We start from the raw sequence: 20,590 nt of genomic DNA, 5'->3' as shown, positions 1-20,590 counted from the left end.
TTCCGCCACATGGCCAACCTCGGAGTGATCCTTGGTCAACGGACGGTGACGGCGGGGTGAATTACGGGGTCCATTACGACCCGTGCGGCGCGGAAACGTACGATCGACGATCGTGCAAGGTTCGGAGAACTCTTCCCGTCGCGGCCGTCGCTCCTTCACCATGGGCGGCATGCCACTCAACGACATGCCGTGGTGGCGCTGGCGCAGCAATGTGCGCTCCGCGCTGCACATGCTCTCCGATCCCGCCTTCCAGCGGGACGTCTGGCTGGCCGGGGTCGACGGCTACGGCGACGTCACCGACGCCGTCTACCGGCTGGTCGAGGACACCTGGCTGGACAACTGGTCCGCGGAGAAGTACGTCGGCACCATCTTCCGCGACTCGCAGGAGGCGGCGCTCGTCGACACCGCGGTGCTGCGCGTCCTGCGGATCATGCACCAGGTCGGCCCGGACGCGCCGGTGAACGCCTACCTCGAGCACGAGGGGTGGCCGGAGGCGGTGCGGGCCGCGCGGGACGCGCATGTGCGGATGGCGGCGAGCGACGGCGACGACCCCGAGGCGACGCCGAGCACCCTCGAGGTGCTGCGGATCCTGACGCGGTCCGCGTAGCGGAACGGTCGGCCGGGTGCGGCTTCGCGTGTGGGACCCTTTTCTGCATGAGCGAGCAGTCCACCCGAGCCGCGGCCCCGGCCGACCAGTACGTCCTCACCCTGTCCTGTCCCGACAAGCAGGGCATCGTGCACGCCGTGTCGAGCTACCTCTTCATGACCGGCTGCAACATCGAGGACAGCCAGCAGTTCGGTGACCACGACACGGGACTGTTCTTCATGCGCGTCCACTTCTCGGCGGACGCCCCGGTGACCCTGGAGAAGCTGCGGGCGAGCTTCGCGGCGATCGGTGACTCCTTCCACATGGAGTGGCAGATCAACCGGGCCGACGAGAAGATGCGCATCCTGCTCATGGTCAGCAGGTTCGGGCACTGCCTGAACGACCTGCTGTTCCGCGCGCGGACCGGCGCGCTGCCGGTGGAGATAGCCGGGGTGGTGTCCAATCACACGGACTTCGCCGAACTGGTGGCTTCGTACAACATCCCCTTCCATCACATCCCGGTGCCGAAGGGCGGCAAGCCGGAGGCCGAGGCCCGGCTGCTGGAGATCGTGCGTGAGGACGACGTCGAGCTCGTCGTCCTCGCCCGCTACATGCAGGTCCTCTCGGACGACCTGTGCAAGCAGCTCTCCGGGCGGATCATCAACATCCACCACTCCTTCCTGCCGAGCTTCAAGGGCGCGAAGCCGTACCACCAGGCGCACGCGCGGGGTGTGAAGCTCATCGGCGCCACGGCGCACTACGTCACCGCCGACCTCGACGAGGGGCCGATCATCGAGCAGGAGGTCGAGCGGGTGGGGCACGACGTCACCCCCGAGGGGCTCGTCGCGATCGGCCGGGACGTGGAGTGCCAGGCGCTGGCGCGGGCGGTGAAGTGGCACGCGGAGCGCCGCATTCTGCCCAATGGGCGGCGGACGGTGGTGTTCGCCTAGGAGCTCGGAGGGGTTCCGTTCCGTCGGCGGGCGCGGGTGGTCCGTGGTTGCTCGCGCCCACGCGGCGGAGCCGCATGCCGATGCAGTCCCGCGCCCCTTCCGAGTCGGTCCGGTGGACCCACCCCCAGGGGCGCGGGGAACTGCGCGACGAGCCACGGCGAACCCGCACCCGCCGACGAAGCGGGACCCGCCCCTACATCCGGCTCATGCTCGCCGCCGCGAACAGCACGTCCTTGATCGCCTCGCGGTCTCCGACCTGCCCCACCGCTGCCTCCCGCGGCGGCACGTGCCCCGCCGCGAGCCTGCAGAACTCCGCCCCGTCCAGCGCGACGTGCGCCACCTCGTGCTCCGCGGAGCCCTTCGCCGCGGGGGAGTCCAGCGGGATCAGCCACTCGCCCCCGCCGGACCCCTCGATCTCCAGCCGCAGACTGCGCCCCGGCTCCCCGGCGGCGACCAGGTGCCGCTCCACGGGGGAGGCCAGCCCGTGCAGCCGGCGGTGCTCGAGGACGGCCGGCAGCATCCGCGCGGCCAGGTCGACGATGCGGTGCAGATGCCGCCCGGAGGGCGGGTCGTACGGGTAGTCCACCGCCTCGGCGATGTCCTCCGCGTGCACCCAGCACTCGAAGGCCCGGTCCAGCATCGCGTCGTGCAGCGGCAGTTCGTAGTCGCCGTACGACACCGGCAGCCGTCCGGTGCCGCCGTCCGTGAAGGGGACCGTCCGCACGAGGACGTGGCTCTGTTCCCGCCAGGGCGCCCGTACGGAGCGGGTGGGCGGGAAGCGGGAGGCCCGCCAGTACGCCTCGGTGCGGTCCGACGGGGTGGGCCGGACGGCCGTGGCGTCGCCGAGCGGGTCGTCGAGGCCGAGGGCGACCGCGACCAGCCCGTCGACCGTCAGCAGGTGCGCGATGACCCCGGCGACGGTGGTGCGGCGGCTGCTCGCCTCGTCGGACTCGTACCAGCGCAGCCGCACCGGCGCGTGCCACTCGGAGTCGCCGAAGTCCTGGAGCAGCGCGTCCAGCCGCGCGGTCTCGGCGTCGTACGGGGCGGCCCACTCCGGCACGGGGATGCGGGGCGGGCGCCGCTCCAGGCAGGCCTCCAGGACGCGGGTGCGCAGGCCGGGGTCCGGGTCCAGGCTCTCGGGCCGCTGGAGCAGGCCGACCGCCGCGCGCAGCCGCAGCGCCTCGTCCGCGCAGGGTCCGCAGGCGCCGAGGTGCTCCTCGACGGCGGCCGCCTCCGCCTGCGCGCAGGCGGCCAGTGCCCAGGCACCCAGCAGTGACTTCAGCACGTGGTGTTCCAGCACGAGCGGTCCGGCGTCCTTCTCCTGGTCGTCGTACGCCCCGGGGTGGCCGGCGCGGTGCCCGCTCACGCGGCACCCCCGATCCCGGGCGGGGTGCCCGGGGCCCCGGTGTCGTGCGCGGTGGCCAGCAGTTGCAGGCCGAGGCGGAGCCGGCGGCGGGCCTCGTCGTCGGTGACGCCCAGGTCGGCGGCGGTCTGGCGGTAGTCCCGGCGCTGGAAGTAGGCCAGCTCCAGGGCGGCCCGCAGGGGCGCCGGCATGGACTGGACGATGTAGTCGGCGCGGGCCGCCACCGAGGCGTCCCGCACCGTGCGCTCCAGGTCCTCCGTGGTGCCGGGGCCGCCGCGGGCGAGCGCCGCGGTCTCCGTGGTGCGCAGCCGCCGCACGGCCAGTCGGCTGGTCAGCGCGGCGAGCCAGGTGCGCAGGGGTTCCTGCGCGGGGTCGTAGGAGTCCGGGTGCTCCCAGACGTGGGCGAAGACGTCGCGGGTGACGGCGTCGGCGTGTTCGTCGCCGACGACGCGGTGGGCGAGGCCGTGCACGAGCGAGGCGAACCGGTCGTAGAGCTCGCTGAGGGCGGCCGCCTCCCCGTGCGCGAGCCGCTGCTGCATCTTGCGGTCCCAGCGGGGCGGTACGTCCGTTTTCGGCATGCGGCCCCTCACCCCCTGTTCCTCCCCGGTCCCCGGGTTGGTCGGTGCCCGGGTCCGGCGTGTGGCCGGTGACTTCCAGAATGTAATCGGCACGCAGAAGAACGCACGCCCCTTTACGACAATGTGCGCCCCCGGAGGAGCCGCAGGTGGTAAGGGGCCGCCCGCCCACGTCGGACGCCGTCCGGGCCGTGCCCACCCACCTCCGCACCGATCGGAACCGATCGAATCGGAACGAAGGTGACTGGAACAAGCCCTTTTTGTTCGGTACCCGTTTTTCGGCCCGTGTTTCAGGGAACGGCCGGTGGGCAGCCGCGCTGCAAGGAAGCGTAGGGACTGCTTCCGTTTCGGCGAGCGAGGGGCGTGGTGGTGACCTTCAACGTGACCGGCAGAGAGCACGGCGAGTGGGCCGTGCTCCGGGTGTCGGGCGAGCTGGACCTGGTGACGTCCCCGGTGCTGCGCCAGCGGGTGCACGACGTGGTGGCCGAGGGCCGGCACAGCCTCGTCCTCGACCTCTCCGAGGTGTGGTTCTGCGACTCCAGCGGGGTCGGCGTGCTCATCGCCTCCCGCCGGCTGCTCCGCTCCTGCCAGGGCAGCCTGCGGCTGATCCTCCCCGCGCGGGGGGCCGCCGACGGCAGTCACGTCAACAAGGTGCTCGGCGCCCTCGGGGTCCGCAGGCTCTTCGAGATCCACCCGGACGTCCCCTCCGCGGTCGACGAGGAATCCCGCCCGCTGTCGGCGTGACGCCGTGTGCGCGCGCTCACACGTGTCACACGCTTGTCCCGTTATTCCCCCGGTCTTGGTCCGGGCGTCGTTTTCCGGCTCCCCGACGGCCCTCCACCACGTACGCTCCCAGCGAGACGACCCCACTGACCTAAGGCGGCCTGAGAGACATGGTCACCAGCGAGTACGAGCGCAGGATCGCGGCCCGCTTCGCCGGCTTCGACCAGGACGGCAACGGCTACATCGACCGCGAGGACTTCAGCGGAGCGGCCAAGGCGCTGCTCGCCGAGTTCGCCGTCGCGGCCCGCTCCGACCGGGGCCAGGCCCTGTACGTCGGCGCCGAGGCGTTCTGGCAGGGCATGGCGGGGATCGCGGACCGCGACGGCGACCAGCGCATCACGCGCGAGGAGTTCGTGAACGGCGCGGTCAAGCGGCTGCGGGACAACCCGGACCGGTTCGCCGAGATCGCCCGGCCCTTCCTGCACGCGGCGCTCGCCGTCGCCGACACCGACGGCGACGGCGCGGCCACCGTCGAGGACACCGCGCGGGTCATCGAGGCGCTCGGCGTCCCCGGGGACCTCGCCCGCACGGCCGCCGCCGCGCTGGACTCCGACGGCGACGGCAGGATCGGCGAGGAGGAGATCGTCCGCTCCTTCGCCCGCTACTTCACCGTCCCCGAGTAGTTCCGGCGGAACCCCTCCGCGCGGAGGTGCGGAACGCCTCCGCGCGGATGTCACGGATCGTGGCATTTCCATGATCACGGAGGGTTGATACCGGCTCGTGTCCTGTGCCGCTCTCGTCACGGCCCGGAGTCGGACGTCCGCTCCGGTACCTTGTGTGGGATGCGAGTGGTCCCGGGCACGCACCGCGCCGGAGTCGCCCCCGGGGCGGCCCCGTACCGGCCGGTGCCTGCGGCTTTCCGCCGGGTGGCCAGGCGGAACGGCGTCCCCCGTTCGACTCCCCGCGGCGAGCGTCGCACAGTATGCCGCACGTGTACTCCTTCGCGCTGGAATATGCCCGAAGCGCTTGTTGGGGTGACTGTACGTCAACCATGCTGTCTCGCAAGGGAATCACGTTCCGTGACCCCTGTCCCGGCCGTTGTTCTGGCCATGCAGGAAATGGCTACGATCGTGGCCCTCGTGAGGCGCGAGTCCAAGTGTCCGCCGGTTCGGATGGTGTGAGCGGTGCAGGTGCTTCAAGTGCAGCTGGAGATCCGGCCCGACCCCGCTGAGGTGGGACGGGCCCGGCGGTGGGCCCGCTCACGGCTGGCCGGTTCGGGCATAGGGGCCGACGAACCGCTCGCCGAGACCCTGATCCTGCTCGTCTCGGAGCTCGTCACCAACGCCGTGGTGCACACCGGCCGTCCGGCGGTGCTGCGGCTCTCCCTGCCGGGGGCGGACGCCGAGGGGGCCACCGTCCGCCTGGAGGTGACCGACCGCAGCGAACGGGCGCCGGTGCCGCGCTGTGTGGACGGCGAGGCGACGGGCGGACGCGGGCTCGCCCTCGTGGACGGCCTGGCCGACCGCTGGGGCTGGAGCGCGGAGGGGTCCGGCAAGCGGATCTGGTGCGAACTGGACCGCTGCGCGCAGGTGTCCGGCGGGGCGTCGGCGTGCGGCGGACTGGCGTACGAAGCGGTGTGAGGACGCCGCGGTAGAGCTCGGTGTGCCGGGTCGGGCGCCGGCTGCGGGTCGATCGGGGCCGGCCGTGCCCACGCGGCGGAGCCGCATGCCGCCACGGCCCCGCGTCCCTGAACGCGCAGTCGCCCGCACCCCTTCAGGGGGCACGGATGCACGGTGGGTCGGCCGGGTGGGCGAACGTGTGACGCGGTGCGCCGGGTGTGCTTCCGTGCGCGGCCTCGGCGAACAGGGCATATGCCCCAACCAGGTCATTGTCACCCGAACCGGTGTTGACGCGTGGTGACCGTTTGATCACGCTGTTCCTCGGCGATTCGCCGCGAGGGGACGGCGAGGGCTCGACGACGGGAGCCCTCGACGAGCGTGGGTCGTGATCCGGCGCCGGTTCCCAGGGGCGAGGGGGAACCCGGGGAGGGAGCGCCGGAGCCGAAGAGCGGTGCGGCGCTGCCGTGCTCGGGGCGGACAGCGCCGCACCGCCACCGTCGGCGGGAACAGCCGGTTCCGCCACGGCCCGGGGACGGCCTCCCGCTCACCCCCCGGCCGGCGCGACCGCCCCCGGCCGCCGCCCGCCGGCCCGGAAGGTCCGCCGGTACGCGGTCGGCGTCACCCCCAGTGCCGCCTGGAGGTGCTGCCGCATCGACTGGGCCGTGCCGAAACCGGCGTCGCGGGCCACCTGGTCCACGGACAGGTCGGTGGACTCCAGCAGCTGCCGGGCCCGCTCCACCCGCTGCCGGGTCAGCCACTGCCCCGGACTGATCCCGGACTCCTCCCGGAAGCGGCGCGTGAAGGTGCGCACCGACATCGCCTCCCGCGCGGCCATGTCGCGCAGCTGGATCGGCTCGTGCAGCCGGCCCAGCGCCCACGCGCGGGCACCGCTCGTGGAGGACTGCTGCGGATCGGGCACCGGCCGCTCGATGTACTGCGCCTGCCCGCCGTCCCGGTGCGGCGGTACGACCGTACGGCGGGCCACCTCGTTGGCCACGGCGGCGCCGTGGTCACGCCGCACCATGTGCAGGCACAGGTCGATCCCGGCCGCGACGCCCGCCGAGGTCAGGATGGAGCCGTCGTCGACGAACAGCACGTCCGGGTCGACGTCGATCCGGGGGAACAGCCGCTGGAAGCGCTCGGCGTCGGCCCAGTGGGTGGTGGCGGGCCGGCCGTCGAGGTACCCGGCGGCGGCGAGGACGTACACGCCGGTGCAGATGGAGGCGAGCCGGGTGCCGGGGCGGATGCGGGCGAGGGCGGCGGCCAGGGCGTCGGTCAGCTCACCCCGCTCGTACACCGGGCCGAGCTCGTAGGACGCCGGGACGATCACCGTGTCGGCGGTGGCGAGGGCCTCGGGGCCGTGGGCGACGTGGACGGCGAAGTCGGCGTCGGTCTCCACCGGCCCGGGCGGCCGGACCGAGCAGGTGACCACCTCGTACAGGCGCCGCCCCCGCTCGTCCCTCGGGCGGCCGAAGATGCGGTGCGGGATGCCCAGCTCGAAGGGGAGCAGCCCGTCGAGGGCGAGGACGACGACGCGGTGGGGCCGGAAGCCGGCGGACGCGTGCGGGGACTCGACCGGATCCATGGCCCGATCCTAGCGAATGCTGTCCTCCGGGCCACTCGTTGCGGCGGACCCGATCGCGGAAGCTCTAGGGCGTGACCTGGACAAGCGAGACAGCCGCCGTCGTGGAGCCGCCCGCGAGCGGCCCGAAGCCGACCCGCGTCCGTGTGCACCGCGCGTGGTTCGTCGCCGCCGTCACCTTCGTGACGATCATCGGTGCCGCCGCCTTCCGCTCCGTGCCGGGCCTGTTCATCGACCCGTTGCACGACGAGTTCGGCTGGTCGCGCGGGGTCATCGGCGCGGCGGTCTCCGTGAACCTCGCGCTGTACGGCCTCACCGCGCCGTTCGCGGCGGCGCTGATGGACCGCTACGGCATCCGCAAGGTGGTCGCGGTCGCCCTCGGCGTGATCGCGCTCGGCTCGGGCCTGACGGTGTGGATGACGGCGCCCTGGCAACTGCTGCTGTGCTGGGGTCTGCTGGTGGGGCTCGGCTCCGGTTCCATGGCGCTGGCCTTCGCCGCGACCGTCACCAACCGCTGGTTCACCGAGCGCTGGGGACTGGTCAGCGGCATCCTCACCGCCGCGTCCGCCTCCGGGCAGTTGATCTTCCTGCCCCTGCTGTCCTGGATCGTCACCCGGCACGACTGGCGCCCGGCGGCCGTCACCGTGGCGCTCGCCGCGCTCGCGGTGGTCCCGTTCGTCTGGCTGCTGCTGCACGACCACCCGGCCGACGTGGGCCAGAGGCCGTACGGCGCGAAGGAGTTCGTGCCCAAGCCGGCACCCGTTCCCGGCGCCGCCCGGCGTGCGCTGACCGTGCTGTCCTCGGCGGTGCGGACGGGGCCGTTCTGGCTGCTCGCCGGGTCCTTCGCGATCTGCGGCGCCTCGACCAACGGCCTGATCCAGACCCACTTCGTGCCCGCGTCGCACGACCACGGGATGCCGGTCACGACCGCGGCGTCCCTGCTGGCCGTCATCGGCGTCTTCGACGTCGTCGGGACGGTGGCGTCCGGGTGGTTCACGGACCGCTTCGATGCGCGGCGGCTGCTCGCGGTGTACTACGCGCTGCGGGGGGTCTCGCTGCTGTTCCTGCCGATCCTGCTGGCACCGAACGTGCATCCGCCGATGCTGTTCTTCATCGTCTTCTACGGGCTGGACTGGGTGGCCACCGTGCCGCCGACGCTCGCCCTGTGCCGGGAGCACTACGGCGAGGACAGTCCGATCGTGTTCGGCTGGGTGCTCGCCTCGCACCAGGTGGGCGCGGCGGTCGTCGCCTTCCTCGGGGGTGCCGCGCGGGACGCGTTCGGGTCGTACGACGTGGTCTGGTACGCGTCGGGGGCGCTGTGCGCCGCGGCGGCGCTGATGGCGCTGGTGATCCGGCGGCGGGCGGGGGCCTCTCTTGCGACGGCGGTCGCCTAGGGGATCGGGGTCGGGGCCGGGCGCGGTTATGAGGGGAGCCGGGAAACCCCTCCCGCGCGGGACACCGCCTTCGCGATGCGCTGCGCGTCCAGCGCCAGTTCGCGGAGGTTGCCGCTGATCGGGGTGGTGAACCCCGTGAAGTAGAGGCCGGGCGCGCCGGACGGGGTGCGGGCGCCGTGGACGACCGGTCTGCCGCGGTCGTCGAGGACGCCGAGCCCGCCGACCAGACCCTCCAGGCCGCGCACGTAGCCGGTGGCCGCCACGATCGCGTCCGGGCCGATGCGGTCGCCGTCCGCCAGGACGACCTGGCCCTCCTCGAACCCCTCCACCGCGGCCACGACCTCCACCGCTCCCGTGCGCACGGCGTCGACGAGGCCGACGTCCTGCACGGGGATGGCCCCCTCCAGCACCCTGCTGTACAGACCGGAGCCGGGACGCGGGAGTCCCCGGGCCGACAGGTCCGGCAGCGCCACCCTCGCCTGGACCCGGCACAGCCGGTCGACGAGGCCGACCGGCAGCCGGCGCACCAGGACGCCCGAGTACTGCGCGGGCCAGCCCGCGGTCGAGCGGCGCACGATGTGCGGAGGGGTGCGCACGGCCAGCCGCACCCGGGAGGCACCCCCCTCCACCAGGTCCACGGCGATCTCGGCACCCGTGTTGCCGACGCCCACGACCAGCACGTCCCGGCCGGCGAAGGGCTTCGCGTCCCGGTACGCGCAGGCGTGCAGGAACTCGCCGGTGTACGTGTCCCGGCCGGGCCAGTCGGGGACGCGGGGCGTGTGGTTGAAGCCCGTGGCGACGACGACCGCCGCGCCGGTCAGCTCGCGGCCCCCGGTGGCGTGCAGCAGCCAGCCGGTGCCGTCGGGGGTGCGCTCGACCCGGGAGACCTCGACCCCGGTGACGATCTCCAGCCGGTGGTGCTCGGCGTACTTCTCCAGGTACCGGACCACGTCGTCCCGGGCCGGCCACCGCCCGAACCGGCGCGGCATCGGCAGCCCGGGCAGCGCGGACAGGCGGCGGGTGGTGTGCAGGCGCAGCCGGTCGTAGTGGCGCCGCCAGGAGTCCCCCACGCGGCCGGACCGTTCCAGGACGACGGCCCGTATCCCCCGGGCGCGCAGGGCGTACGCGACGGCGAGTCCGCCCGGGCCGCCACCGATGACGTAGACGGGGCGGTCCCCCCGGTTCGGCGCGGTGGGCGGCGCGGACGTGGAGGAGCGGGAGTCGGGGGAGTCGGCCATGAGCGCGAGCGTAATCACACCCCTGGTTGATGGGTATCGGTCAAGATCGGAATTGGTTGCGGATTGATCACGTGTGCGGGGATCGCGGGCTTGAATGTCCTCATGCTCTCCTCATCCGGCCCCACCCGTCCCCTCCCCGAGCTGTACGGCCACGGCCTGTGCCTCCGTCCCTGGGACCCCGGGTCCCGGGCGGACGTGGACACCTGGCTGCGCGGCCTCACGGACCCGGAGTTCCGGCGCTGGAACACCCCGCTCCGGCCGATCACGGACGCGGACGGCGCCCGGGAGTCACTGCGCCGGGGCGCGCAGCGCGACGCGGACGGCACGGGGGCGTCCTTCCGGATCGCCGACGCCCGCAGCGGTACGGCACTGGGGCACATCGGCGTCAACGAGATCCACCCCGTCCTGCGGCGCGGCCTGGTCGGCTACTGGGTGCTCCCCGAGGCGCGCGGCCGGGGCGTCGCCACCCGGGCGCTGCTGCTCGCCTCGCACTGGGCGTTCACCGGGCTCGGCCTGCACCGGCTGGAGCTGGACCACGCCGTCGGGCACGAGGCGTCCTGCCGGGTCGCCGAGCGCTGCGGGTTCCGCCCCGAGGGGACCATGCGCGGCGCGATCTTCGAAGCCGGCCGCCACGACGCGTTCCGCGACGCCCATCTGCACGCCCGCCTCGCCACGGACCCGGAGCCCGTCCTCACGGCCACAGCGACTCCCTGACCCAGCCCTCCGCCCCGCGCCGGTAGCGGAGCCGCACGTGCCGTCGTCGGGCCTCGCCCTGGAAGAACTCCACCTCGTCCGCCCGCAGCCGGTACAGGGTCCAGGACGGGGCCGGGGTGTCCGGCGCGCGCCGTGCCCGCTCCCACGCCGCCTCCGAGGCCCGCGCCAGCTCCTGGGCCGACCCGAGGACCGCGCTCTGCCTGCCGGTCAGCGCGGCGGCCAGCGCCCCGGTGGAACGGGCGTGCAGATCCGCCTGCGCCTCCTCGGCCGGGGCCGCCGCGACGGGCCCGCGCACCCGCACCTGGCGGCCCAGCACCGGCCAGTAGAAGGCCAGCGCGGCGTACGGGCGCGCGGCGAGGTGGCCGCCCTTGCGGCTGTGCGCGTGGGTGGCGAAGGACCAGCCGTCGTCGTCCGCGCCGTGCAGCATCACGATCCGTACGTCCGGCAGCCCCCGGGCGTCCGCCGTGGCCAGGGACATGGTGTGCGGCTCGGCCTGACCGGCCGCCACGGCCTCGGCGAACCACCGCGTGAACAGCGGCAGCGGCTCGGCGGGCGCGGCGGCCGGGTCGAACACCGGCAGGTCGGTGGCCTGCGGGTCCCACACCCGCAGCGACCTCAGCAGCTCGTGGAGATCGGGTTCCATGCACCGATTGTCCGGCGTCCGGCGTCCGGTCGTCGGGCGTCCGGCGGGCTCACACCGATCCGAGGTCCGACGACACCCACCGCTCGGGCCGCATCCGCACGACGACCTGCTCGCCGTGGTTCTTCCAGGAGAAGTCGACGTACCCCTCGACCTTGTCGGCCGGCAGGTAGCGCGCGGAGATCTCCCGCAGCTGCTCGACCGTGGCCGGGGTGGTGTCGAGCACCGGCCCCTCGACCGAGACGTAACGGATGGTGGGTTCGACGCGGTCGACCATGAGGGAGAACCGCCCCGCCGCGCCGATCAGCCGGTTCTTGCGCGAGTCCAGGCCGGTCATGATCCACACGTCGCCGCCGGGTGCGTACTGGTACCAGATCGGCACGGTGAGCGGGGCGCGGCCGTCCCCCGCGTCGACCGCCAGCGCCGCGATGTGCGGCTCGGCCAGGAACTGTTCGCGCTCTTCGCGGGTCAGGGCCATTCCGGGTTCCTCCTGCGGCGGGTGCGTCGGACGTTCACTCGGTCACTCAGGGTCGTTCGGGGTCACTCGGGGTCACTCGGGCCTGCGATCGGCTCACCGGGACACAACACCGGCCGGACGGCGCCGTGTTCCCCGTTCCCCCGCACCGCGCGGAAAGCGACGGGCGGCGGCCCACCGGAGTGAACCGCCGCCCGTCTGACAGGACTTGCGAGACCGCGCATCGGTGTGGGCCGCCGGGCGCCTACTTCGCCGGCTTCTTGCCGGTGACCCCCAGGTGCACCAGCAGGGCGAGGTTCGGTTTGAGTTCCGCCTGCTTGACCCCCCAGGAGGAGAAACCTTTCTGGTGGGAGGCGACGGCCGCAAGCATGGCCACCAGGGAGCCGGCGACCGCCGCGGGGTTCACGTCCTTGTCGATCCGTCCCTTGGCCTGCAGCTCGGCGACGGAGTCCGCCAGCGAGTTGTTCACGGAGTTCAGGATCTTCATGCGGATCTTGTAGAAGCGCTTGTCGCCCTCGGCCGCGCCGAGGTCCACGACCCGCAGGATCGCCTCGTTGTTCCGCCAGAACTCCAGGAAGCCGTCCACGAGTTCCTGTGCCGTCCGCCAGCCGGCCTTCCCCGCCCAGGAGCGTCCCTCCAGCAGCTCGCCCAGCCCGGCGCTCTCGGCGGCCATGCGCTCGGCGATCTCCAGGACGGCGCCCTCGACGTCCGGGAAGTACTGGTAGAAGGTCGCGGGCGAGGTGCCCGCCTTCCGTGCGACATCGATGACTTTGACGTCCCGGTAGGGGGAGGAGCTGAGCATCTCGCTGAGGCAGTCGAGCAGTTTCTGCCGGGTCGCCTGCCCACGCCGGCCGGCCACACGGCCGTCGACGGTACGCACTTGTCCTGTCATGCCGTCAGCTTACCGACGGGTGATCCGAGCGCGATTCGGCCGACTGCAAATGGGGTGTGCGGGTCTGTGGGGGCTGGTGTGCCTGGTCTGCGGCCTGCGGGCGGCGCGGTTACTTTGGCGGCATGGCCGAAAACAGGGCATCGGAGTACGCGCGGTACGCGGAGGGCACCCCCTGCTGGGTGGACGCCCAGCTGCCCGACGTGGAGGCGGGCAAGCGGTTCTACGGCGAGCTCTTCGGGTGGACCTTCGAGGACCAGCCCCAGGGAACCGTACGGGCGTTGAAGGACGGCGACCCCGTCGCCTCCCTCGCGCACAAGACGGACGGCCGGCTGCCCACCGTGTGGACGGTGTCCTTCGCCACCCCGGACGCCGGGGCGCTGTGCCGGCGGGTCCACGCGGCCGGCGGGCGGATCGTCTCCCCGCCGGTGCCCTTCGGCGACCTGGGCGTCACCGCGCTCGTCACCGACCCCGAGGGGGCGGTCTTCTCCCTCTGGCAGGGCACGGGGACCCCCGGCTTCGGGCGCCGGTACGAGCCGGGCACCTTCGCCTGGGCGCAGCTGTACACGCGGGACACGCGGGCGGCCGACACCTTCTACGGCGGCCTCTTCCACGACGCCCTGTTCGGCCCGGACGCCGACCCCGGATTCGGCCGCGCGCCGGTCTCCGACGTCTTCCCCGCCGAGATGCCGCCGCACTTCCTCGTCCACTTCGCCGTCGAGGACCCCGGGGCCGCCCTGGAGGAGGTGGTCCGGCTCGGCGGCCGGGTCCAGGTTCCGCCCTTCGGGACGTCCTACGGCACGGCGGCCGTGGTCACCGACAATCAGGGGGCGTCCTTCGCGCTGCTGCGCCGCTGAGCCGTTTCCACCCCCTGTGTCGTATGAAAACCTGGACACCCTATTTGTCGGCCGGTTCGCAACCGGGCGCGCGGACAGGAAGAATCGGGGTGCGTGCCGCCACGGCGGTGCGGTGGTGAGACGCTGCACTACGGTCGCGGGCACAGGTGGTGGCGCGACTCGTACGGGGAGGTGGCAGGCAAGTGGTGGATCAGCTGACGCAGCACGATCCGCGGCGTATCGGGCCGTTCGAGGTGCTGGGACGGCTGGGAGCCGGCGGCATGGGGCTGGTCTATCTCGCGCGCTCGGCGTCCGGGCGGCGCGTGGCGATCAAGACGGTCCGGACCGAACTGGCCGAGGACCAGCTGTTCCGGGTCCGCTTCACGCGCGAGGTCGAGGCGGCCCGCGCGGTCTCCGGTTTCTACACGGCGGCCGTCGTGGACGCCGATCCGCGCGCCGCCGTGCCCTGGCTGGCCACCGCGTACGTGCCCGCGCCCTCCCTCGAGGAGATAGTGAACGAGTGCGGGCCGCTCCCGGCCCAGGCGGTGCGCTGGCTCGCGGCGGGCGTCGCGGAGGCGCTGCAGTCGATCCACGGTGCCGGGCTGGTCCACCGCGACCTGAAGCCCTCCAACGTCCTCGTCGTCGAGGACGGACCCCGGGTGATCGACTTCGGTATCGCCTCCGGTGTCTCGAACACCCGCCTGACGATGACGAACGTCGCCGTCGGCACGCCCGCCTACATGTCCCCGGAGCAGGCCAAGGACTCCCGCAGCGTCACCGGCGCGAGCGACGTCTTCTCGCTGGGCTCGATGCTGGTCTTCGCCGCCACGGGACATCCGCCGTTCCACGGCGCCAACCCCGTCGAGACCGTCTTCATGCTGCTGCGCGAGGGCCCGGACCTCGAAGGACTCCCGGACGAGCTGCGCCCGCTCATCGAAGCCTGCATGCAGATGGAGGCGACGAGTCGGCCCAACCCCGCCGACCTCCAGGCCCAGCTCGCCCCGCACCTGTTCGGCTCCGGCTCCGACGACAGCGGTACGGCGTCGGCGTGGCTGCCCGAGCGGGCGGTCAGCCTGATCGAGGCGCGGCGGGGCGGCCGGACGGCGGTCCGGCCCGCGCACGGAACCGGCCGCAGCGGCGGTGGCGGGGCCCGCCCCCACGTCCCGCCGCCGCCCCCGCACGACCCGGTCGTCCCGCCGCCGCCCCCGCCGATGCCCGCGCCGGTGGGCGCCCCCGCGGGCGCCCCCGACACCGGCCCCGTACGGCTGGTGGGCGCGGCGGTGCCCATCGGACCCGGCCCGCGCGTCGCCGACACGCGCGCGGCCGCCGTCAAGGCGCCCCCGCCGGCCGCCGCCCTGGCCGCCACCTGGTCCAAGCCCCGCCCCGGCGTCAACGGCGCCGACCCGGCCGTACCGGCACCCGCGGCGCCCACCGTGCCGCCGGAGCACCCCGGCGGCTGGCGCCCGTGGCGCTTCCGCATGTCCAACGACGTCTGGGGCACCCCGGCCGTCGACGGCGACCTCGTCTACGTCACCTCCTTCGAGGTGCACGCCCTCGACGTCGCCACCGGTCGGCGCCGCTTCAAGACCCGCGACGTCGCCTGGTCGATGGCGGTCGCCGACGGCCGTATCCACGCCTCCGACGGGCCCACCCTCTACGCCCTGGAGGCCCGCGAGGGCGGCGACCTGTGGCGGCTGTCCACGGACGCCTGGGTGTACTCCCTCAAGGCCGACCGCGGCACCGTCGTCACCGGCACGCGCGGCGGCGGCGTCCAGGCGTGGGAGGCGTCCACCGGCCAGAAGCTGTGGGAGGTCACCGGCTGCCAGAGCGACTTCGAGTCCCCCGAGGCCGGCCCCGCCGTCCACGAGGGCACGGTCTACGTCTGGCAGGACGCCCGCCTGCGCGCCCTCGACGCCCGCACCGGCGACGAGCGCTGGTCGTACCCCATCGGGGACGCGGCCTCCTGCGGCGGAGTGCCGGTCCGGGTGACGCACGCCCCCGACGGCCACGTCTACGTCTGCGCCGGCACCCGCGTCCTCGCCCTGGAGGTCACCACCGGCCACGTCCGCTGGCACTTCGAGGCCCCGGCGGTCTTCCTCGCCCCGCCCGCCTTCGTCCCCGGCCCGGCGGTCACCGGCGGCGGCCTCTACCTCGCCGACTACCTCGGCACGGTCTACGCCCTCGACGCCACCGACGGCCGCGACCGCTGGCGCATCGCCACCGAGTCCCGCGCCTCCGTCGAGCCGGTCCTGGTCGCCGCCGGCCACGTCCACGTGGGCAGCGGCAAGGGCCTGTACACCCTGGACGCGGTCACCGGCACGCCCAAGTGGCGCTTCCAGTCCGGCGGCGAGATCGTGGGCGCCCCCGCGGTCGCCGAGGGCCGTATCCACTTCGGCTCCAGCGACCACCTGCTCTACACCCTGAAGGCCGACGACGGCCGCCTGAGGTGGAAGCTGGCGACCGGCGGCGAGATCACCGGCTCCCCGGTGGTCCGGGACGGCGTGGTGTACGCGTGCAGCAAGGACCGCTGCGTGTACGCGCTGGACGCGGAGAAGGGGACGGGCACGGCGCGGACGGCGTAGGCCGCGGGTTCCGGGGGCGGCGCGCCGCGGACGGCCGTCGTACCGGGTCGCACGGAAGGGGTGTCGGACGGCGGCCGTCGCTGCGGGGAGCGGCGGCCGCCGCTCCCACCGCAGACGCTACGCCGGGTACGCGACGGTCGCCAGGCGGTGACATGCCCGTGACACAGAGATCGATAGCCTGACGGCCATGAATCCCCGGGGGAACACACTCAAGCTCACAGCGGTCTCGGCGCTCGTCGTCCTCACCCTCACCGGTTTCTCGACCGGCCGCGGCGGCGGCAGCGGGAGCGGCGACGGGGGCGGGGGCGGCGGGTGCAGCAGCTCCGACCAGAACCACGACTCGTCGTCGAGTTCCGGAGGCGGCTCGCACCGCGACTACGACGATGACGACGACGACACCTCGGGCGGCGGCGGAAGCGGGAACGCGTCCGCGTCCGTGCAGGACGCCACGGTGGAACTGGTGACCTGCGCCTCGGAGGCGTCCCCGTACGCCACGGTCGAGGTCACCAACCCGAACGCCACGGACGGCGTCTTCACCGTCACCGTGATCTTCGAGGACACGGCCGGCGCGGAGGTCGCCACCCGGGTCCAGGACGTCGACGTGCCCGCGAACGACACGGCGACGGTGCAGGTGGACGTCGGTGACGGCGCGGACGCGACCCGGGTCGCCGAGTGCGACCCCGGCCTGTACGCCCCGGCGGCCCGCTGAGCCGCGCACACGGCCTGTCGCCGCTCGGAGCGGCGGTGCGCGGGTGGGGAGTGGAGCGCGCGGGCGAGGGCGAGACGGTGTGGTGCGAGCCGGACGGTACGTGGACCACGGCCGTACGACGAGGGGGCCGAGGTCTCCCCCGGCCCCTCGGCGGCCGATCGTTCCGGACGGTTCGCGTCACGGGTCGACCACGGACCCGTGCGGACGCACGTCGGCCGCGACGGCTCCCCCTCCGCGCCGCCGCGGCCGATTCCCCGTGCGGGAAGGACGGCTACTTGCCGTCGAGGTCCAGGGCGGGCGGGGCGGGCGAGTGGTTGTCCAGCGTGGTGATGACACCGTCGGCCGGCGGTACCGGAGAGTGGTTGTCGAGAGTCGTGATCGTCCCGTCGGCCGGCGGCGCGGGAGAGTGGTTGTCCTGCGTGGTCGCGTCTTCCGTCTTCTTCGGACTCTCGCCCATCTCATGGCTCCCTTTGCGAATGGATCAGGTCTGGCGGCCCCTGCTCGGCAACTCCCCCGAGGGTTGCTGAGCAGGGGCCAGTCAGGACTCTCACACAGGAGGTGAGGCCCGAGCGACCCGCCTGCCCCCCGACGCGACGGATCGACATGCCGAGCATGGCAGCCGGGCATAAACAATCGATGAACGTCCCCGCGGACCCGCTATGCGACGGCAAGCGGGGAGAGAAGCGCACGTACGGTGCCTGCTTCGGGAGACCCGGCCTGCTCGTGCAGAGGCAGTGCCTCCAGCCAGCAGACGCGCGCGCGGTCCGTCTGACCCAGTGCGTGCAGGGCGCGTCCCAGGGTGGTCAGTACGCCGGCCCGTACTCGGTCGCCGCCGATACTGCCGATGGTCAGGGCTTGTTCGGCGTGCTGGGCCGCCTGTGGGTAATTCTGTCCCACCAGGTGGGCCTGAGCGATGCGGAAGTGCGTTGTTCCTTCCCAGAGGCGTTGTCGGTTCGTCCGGAACATGTCCAACGCCTCGGTGAGTTCATGGAGGGCGTCACGGGGCCGCTCGGCCTCCGTCAACGCCAGGCCCAAGGCGTACTTGGCATTGGCCAACCGCACGGTCGTTCCCAGGCGGCCGTACACGCCGATGCCCTCCTGAGCGAGGGTGATCGCAAGAGAGGTACGGCCCATGGCCAGGTGGACCCGTGAGAGATTGCACAGGGCGCTTGCCTCCCCGGCCAGGTTCTCGTCCTCCCGCGACACCTCGATGGCGCGGAGCAGGTGCTGCTCGGCGTCCTGGTACCGGCCCTGATTGAGTCCGATGATCCCGCGGTCGTTACTGGCCCAGAAGAGAGGGGTGGGATCCTCCGCGGCACGGGCGAGCAACTCCGCCTGCCGTGCCTCCTCGTCCGCTTCTTCGTAGCGGCCCGCCACCAGGTGCACGTTGGTCAGAGCCGTCCGGGCGCGTCCCTCCGAGTGGGGGTCCCCGACGGACTGCGCGGCGTCCCTGGCGGTGAACGCGACTGTCTCGTACTGCTTGGAATTGGCGCCGGATTCTCCCAAGTCCTTGGCGGCCCAGAGCAGATCCACTCCTCTGCGGAGACGATCGGTGCCGAAGGCCTGCCGGGCGCAGGCCAGGAGAGAGTTGGCCTCGGAGTAAAGCCAGTCCAGGGCCTCTTGCCGGTCATTGAAGTGGAGTCCTGGGTACCGAGTCGCTTCCAGGTGATGAACCAGCCGGTCCCCGGGCCGCTCGATCGCGTACACCCCCGCCGCCGTCGCCAGGTAGAAGTCCAGCAGGCGGGACATCGCCGTCTCCCGCTCGCTCGGCGGCTGTTCGTCCCTCTCCGCGCACGCACGCGCGTAGAGCCGCACCAGATCGTGGAACCGGTACCGTCCCGGCGCCGCCGACTCCAGCAGGGACGTGTCCACCAGGGACTCCAGCAGGTCCTCCGTGTCCTCCGCCGGGAGGTCCAGGACCGCCGCCGCCGCCGCGAGGGAGATGTCCGGGCCGTCCGCGAGTCCCAGCAGCCGGAACGCGCGGGCCTGGGCGGGCTCCAGCTGCCCGTAGCCCAGCTCGAACGTCGCCTTCACCGCCAGGTCACCCGCCTGGAGTTCGTCCAGGCGGCGGCGTTCGTCGGCGAGCTTGGCCGCCAGGACCGAGACGGTCCAGGTGCGCCTCGCCGCCAGCCTGGACGCCGCGATGCGGATCGCCAGCGGCAGGAAGCCGCACGCCGCCACCACGTCCAGGGCGGCATCCCGCTCCGACGCCACCCGCTCCTCGCCCACGATCCTCGTGAAGAGCGCCAGCGCCTCCTCCGGTGACATCACGTCCAGATCGATCAGGTGCGCGCCCGCCAGGCCCACCATCCGGACCCGGGAGGTCACCAGGGCCGCGCAGCCCGCCGTGCCGGGGAGCAGGGGCCTGACCTGCGCCGCGTCCCGCGCGTTGTCCAGCAGCACCAGGACCTTGCGGCCGTCCAGGACCGAGCGGTACAGCGCCGCCCGCTCCTCCAGCGAGTCCGGGATCGCCGAGTCCGCCGTGCCGAGGGCGCGCAGGAAGGAGCCCAGGACCGTCTCCGGTTCCGCGGAACGGGATCCCGCGCCCTGGAGGTCGACGTACAGCTGGCCGTCGGGGAAGGAGGAACGCGCCGCATGAGCCACGTGCACCGCCAGCGTCGTCTTGCCGACGCCGCCGATGCCGGCCAGCGCCGACACCGCCATCACCCGGCCCTCGTCGCCGGACGCCGCCGCGAGGACCTCGCTCAGCTCCCGTACGAAGGACGCGCGGCCCGTGAAGTCCGGGACCGTCGCCGGGAGCTGGGCCGGGCGGACGGGGCCCGCCACCGGTTCCGCCACGGGGGCCGACGGCTCCGCCAGGTTCGGGTCGGCCCGCAGGATGCGCTGCTGGAGTTCCTGGAGGCCGGGGCGCGGGTCGACGCCCAGCTCGTCGGCGAGGAGGCGGCGGGTGTCCGCGTACACCGCGAGGGCCTCCGCCTGGCGGCCGCTGCGGTAGAGCGCCAGCATCAGCAGTTCGCGAAGGCGCTCCCGCAGCGGGTGCGCCGCCGTCAGCGCCGTCAGCTCCGAGACCGCCTCCGCGTGGCAGCCCTGCTCCAAGTCCATGTCCAGGCGGGACTCCAGGAGTCGGAGCCGCCATTCCTCCAGGCGGACCCGCTGGGCCTCCGCGTACGGGCCCGGCACGCCGGCCAGCGTCTCGCCGTCCCAGAGGGACAGGGCCCGGTTCAGCACCTCCCGCGCGTGGCACAGGTCCCCGGTGTTCCGCGCCTTCTCCGCCTCCGCCGCCAGTTCCTGCGCCGCCGCGAGGTCCAGCGCCCCCTCGCCGAGCCCGCGCACCGCGTAGCCGCCGGACTCGCTGACCAGCACCCCGGGGTCCAGCACCTTCCGCAGCCGGGAGGCGTAGGTGCGCACCGCCGCCAGCGCCTGGGACGGGGGTTCCTCGCCCCACAGGGCGTCGATGAGCTCGGCCGCCGTGGCCGTACGGCCCTCGCGCAGCAGCAGGGCGGCGAGCAGGGCGCGCTGCTGGGGGCTGCCGGTGGCGACGGGCTCGTCGTCGCGCCAGGCGCGCACCGGGCCGAGCACGCCGAAGCGCAGCGCCGCGGGCTCCGTCGAGGAGCCGGGACGCCGCTGCTCCGGTCCCCGCGGCACACCGTCCATACAGTCCCCCTCTGCATCCTGAGCAACTACGCCAGTTTGCCTTGTTCATGGCGGATGCGGCAGCCGTGGGAGACGGCGATCACACGGGGAACGACGGGCC

Annotated in this window: 19 protein-coding genes; 10 read left to right on the top strand and 9 right to left on the bottom strand. The window is 73.4% G+C overall.

What is annotated here, in order from left to right; genetic code table 11:
- The first annotated feature begins 160 nt into the window (after positions 1-160).
- Entirely contained in the window at positions 161-607 is a 447-nt protein-coding gene (locus tag AB0A94_RS25530) for a hypothetical protein (RefSeq protein ID WP_361747923.1), read from the top strand.
- A 47-nt stretch (positions 608-654) separates the two neighbouring features.
- Positions 655-1,536, top strand: a complete 882-nt coding sequence (gene purU, locus AB0A94_RS25525; RefSeq protein ID WP_217130518.1) for a formyltetrahydrofolate deformylase — start codon at positions 655-657, stop codon at positions 1,534-1,536.
- 193 nt (positions 1,537-1,729) lie between these two features.
- Here purU and AB0A94_RS25520 read toward each other — a convergent pair whose 3' ends face one another.
- Positions 1,730-2,902, bottom strand: a complete 1,173-nt coding sequence (locus AB0A94_RS25520; RefSeq protein WP_361747921.1) for a maleylpyruvate isomerase N-terminal domain-containing protein — start codon at positions 2,900-2,902, stop codon at positions 1,730-1,732.
- Positions 2,899-3,477, bottom strand: coding sequence for a sigma-70 family RNA polymerase sigma factor (locus AB0A94_RS25515; RefSeq protein WP_361747919.1), 579 nt, complete (start codon positions 3,475-3,477; stop codon positions 2,899-2,901). The genes AB0A94_RS25520 and AB0A94_RS25515 overlap by 4 nt, the downstream gene beginning before the upstream one ends.
- Positions 3,478-3,837: 360 nt before the next feature.
- On the opposite strand from AB0A94_RS25515, the gene AB0A94_RS25510 reads away from it, so the two are divergent.
- The 3 genes from AB0A94_RS25510 (at position 3,838) to AB0A94_RS25500 (ending at position 5,837) form a co-directional block, all read left to right on the top strand.
- Entirely contained in the window at positions 3,838-4,218 is a 381-nt protein-coding gene (locus AB0A94_RS25510; protein WP_361747917.1) for an STAS domain-containing protein, read from the top strand.
- 149 nt (positions 4,219-4,367) lie between these two features.
- Positions 4,368-4,880, top strand: a complete 513-nt coding sequence (locus tag AB0A94_RS25505; protein ID WP_361747915.1) for an EF-hand domain-containing protein — start codon at positions 4,368-4,370, stop codon at positions 4,878-4,880.
- Between the two features lie 516 nt (positions 4,881-5,396).
- Complete coding sequence (locus AB0A94_RS25500; RefSeq protein WP_361748051.1) at positions 5,397-5,837, top strand: ATP-binding protein; 441 nt, start codon at positions 5,397-5,399, stop codon at positions 5,835-5,837.
- Positions 5,838-6,360: 523 nt separating this feature from the next.
- Here the strand turns inward: AB0A94_RS25500 and AB0A94_RS25495 are convergent.
- Positions 6,361-7,401 carry a helix-turn-helix domain-containing protein gene (locus AB0A94_RS25495; RefSeq protein WP_217130522.1) on the bottom strand — a complete coding sequence of 347 codons (1,041 nt, stop codon included), beginning with the start codon at positions 7,399-7,401 and terminating at the stop codon, positions 6,361-6,363.
- Positions 7,402-7,472: 71 nt separating this feature from the next.
- On the opposite strand from AB0A94_RS25495, the gene AB0A94_RS25490 reads away from it, so the two are divergent.
- A complete protein-coding gene (locus tag AB0A94_RS25490) occupies positions 7,473-8,792 on the top strand; it encodes an MFS transporter (RefSeq protein ID WP_361747913.1) in 1,320 nt (439 codons plus the stop codon).
- 26 nt (positions 8,793-8,818) lie between these two features.
- Here the strand turns inward: AB0A94_RS25490 and AB0A94_RS25485 are convergent, their stop codons facing one another.
- Positions 8,819-10,030, bottom strand: coding sequence for an NAD(P)/FAD-dependent oxidoreductase (locus tag AB0A94_RS25485; protein ID WP_361747911.1), 1,212 nt, complete (start codon positions 10,028-10,030; stop codon positions 8,819-8,821).
- Between the two features lie 102 nt (positions 10,031-10,132).
- Between AB0A94_RS25485 and AB0A94_RS25480 the strand changes: the two genes are divergently transcribed.
- Positions 10,133-10,744 (top strand): GNAT family N-acetyltransferase, encoded by a 612-nt coding sequence (locus tag AB0A94_RS25480; RefSeq protein ID WP_361747910.1) that lies wholly within the window; start codon positions 10,133-10,135, stop codon positions 10,742-10,744.
- On the opposite strand, the gene AB0A94_RS25475 is transcribed toward AB0A94_RS25480, so the two are convergent.
- The 3 genes from AB0A94_RS25475 to AB0A94_RS25465 form a co-directional block, all read right to left on the bottom strand.
- Positions 10,722-11,387 (bottom strand): pyridoxal 5'-phosphate synthase, encoded by a 666-nt coding sequence (locus AB0A94_RS25475; RefSeq protein ID WP_361747907.1) that lies wholly within the window; start codon positions 11,385-11,387, stop codon positions 10,722-10,724. The genes AB0A94_RS25480 and AB0A94_RS25475 overlap by 23 nt on opposite strands.
- 49 nt (positions 11,388-11,436) lie before the next feature.
- The gene (locus tag AB0A94_RS25470) at positions 11,437-11,862 is read right to left on the bottom strand and encodes a pyridoxamine 5'-phosphate oxidase family protein (RefSeq protein WP_361747905.1); all 426 of its coding nucleotides are present in this window, start codon (positions 11,860-11,862) and stop codon (positions 11,437-11,439) included.
- A 241-nt stretch (positions 11,863-12,103) separates the two neighbouring features.
- On the bottom strand, positions 12,104-12,739 hold the full coding sequence (locus tag AB0A94_RS25465; RefSeq protein ID WP_361748049.1) for a TetR family transcriptional regulator: 636 nt from the start codon (positions 12,737-12,739) through the stop codon (positions 12,104-12,106).
- Between the two features lie 134 nt (positions 12,740-12,873).
- Between AB0A94_RS25465 and AB0A94_RS25460 the strand changes: the two genes are divergently transcribed.
- The 3 genes from AB0A94_RS25460 (at position 12,874) to AB0A94_RS25450 (ending at position 16,875) form a co-directional block, all read left to right on the top strand.
- A complete protein-coding gene (locus AB0A94_RS25460) occupies positions 12,874-13,605 on the top strand; it encodes a VOC family protein (protein ID WP_361747903.1) in 732 nt (243 codons plus the stop codon).
- A gap of 182 nt (positions 13,606-13,787) precedes the next feature.
- Positions 13,788-16,166: a serine/threonine-protein kinase gene (locus AB0A94_RS25455; protein ID WP_361747901.1), complete on the top strand. Its 2,379-nt coding sequence runs from the start codon at positions 13,788-13,790 to the stop codon at positions 16,164-16,166.
- A gap of 187 nt (positions 16,167-16,353) precedes the next feature.
- Positions 16,354-16,875 (top strand): hypothetical protein, encoded by a 522-nt coding sequence (locus tag AB0A94_RS25450; protein WP_361747898.1) that lies wholly within the window; start codon positions 16,354-16,356, stop codon positions 16,873-16,875.
- A 271-nt stretch (positions 16,876-17,146) separates the two neighbouring features.
- On the opposite strand, the gene AB0A94_RS25445 is transcribed toward AB0A94_RS25450, so the two are convergent.
- On the bottom strand, positions 17,147-17,332 hold the full coding sequence (locus AB0A94_RS25445) for a hypothetical protein (RefSeq protein ID WP_361747896.1): 186 nt from the start codon (positions 17,330-17,332) through the stop codon (positions 17,147-17,149).
- Between the two features lie 200 nt (positions 17,333-17,532).
- Positions 17,533-20,490, bottom strand: a complete 2,958-nt coding sequence (locus tag AB0A94_RS25440) for a BTAD domain-containing putative transcriptional regulator (RefSeq protein ID WP_361747894.1) — start codon at positions 20,488-20,490, stop codon at positions 17,533-17,535.
- Positions 20,491-20,590 lie beyond the last annotated feature (100 nt).

Source organism: Streptomyces sp. NPDC044984 (genome assembly GCF_040646935.1).
Lineage (GTDB): Bacteria > Actinomycetota > Actinomycetes > Streptomycetales > Streptomycetaceae > Streptomyces.
Note: the sequence above shows the minus strand (reverse complement) of the source record. Positions and strands in the feature narration are given on the sequence as shown.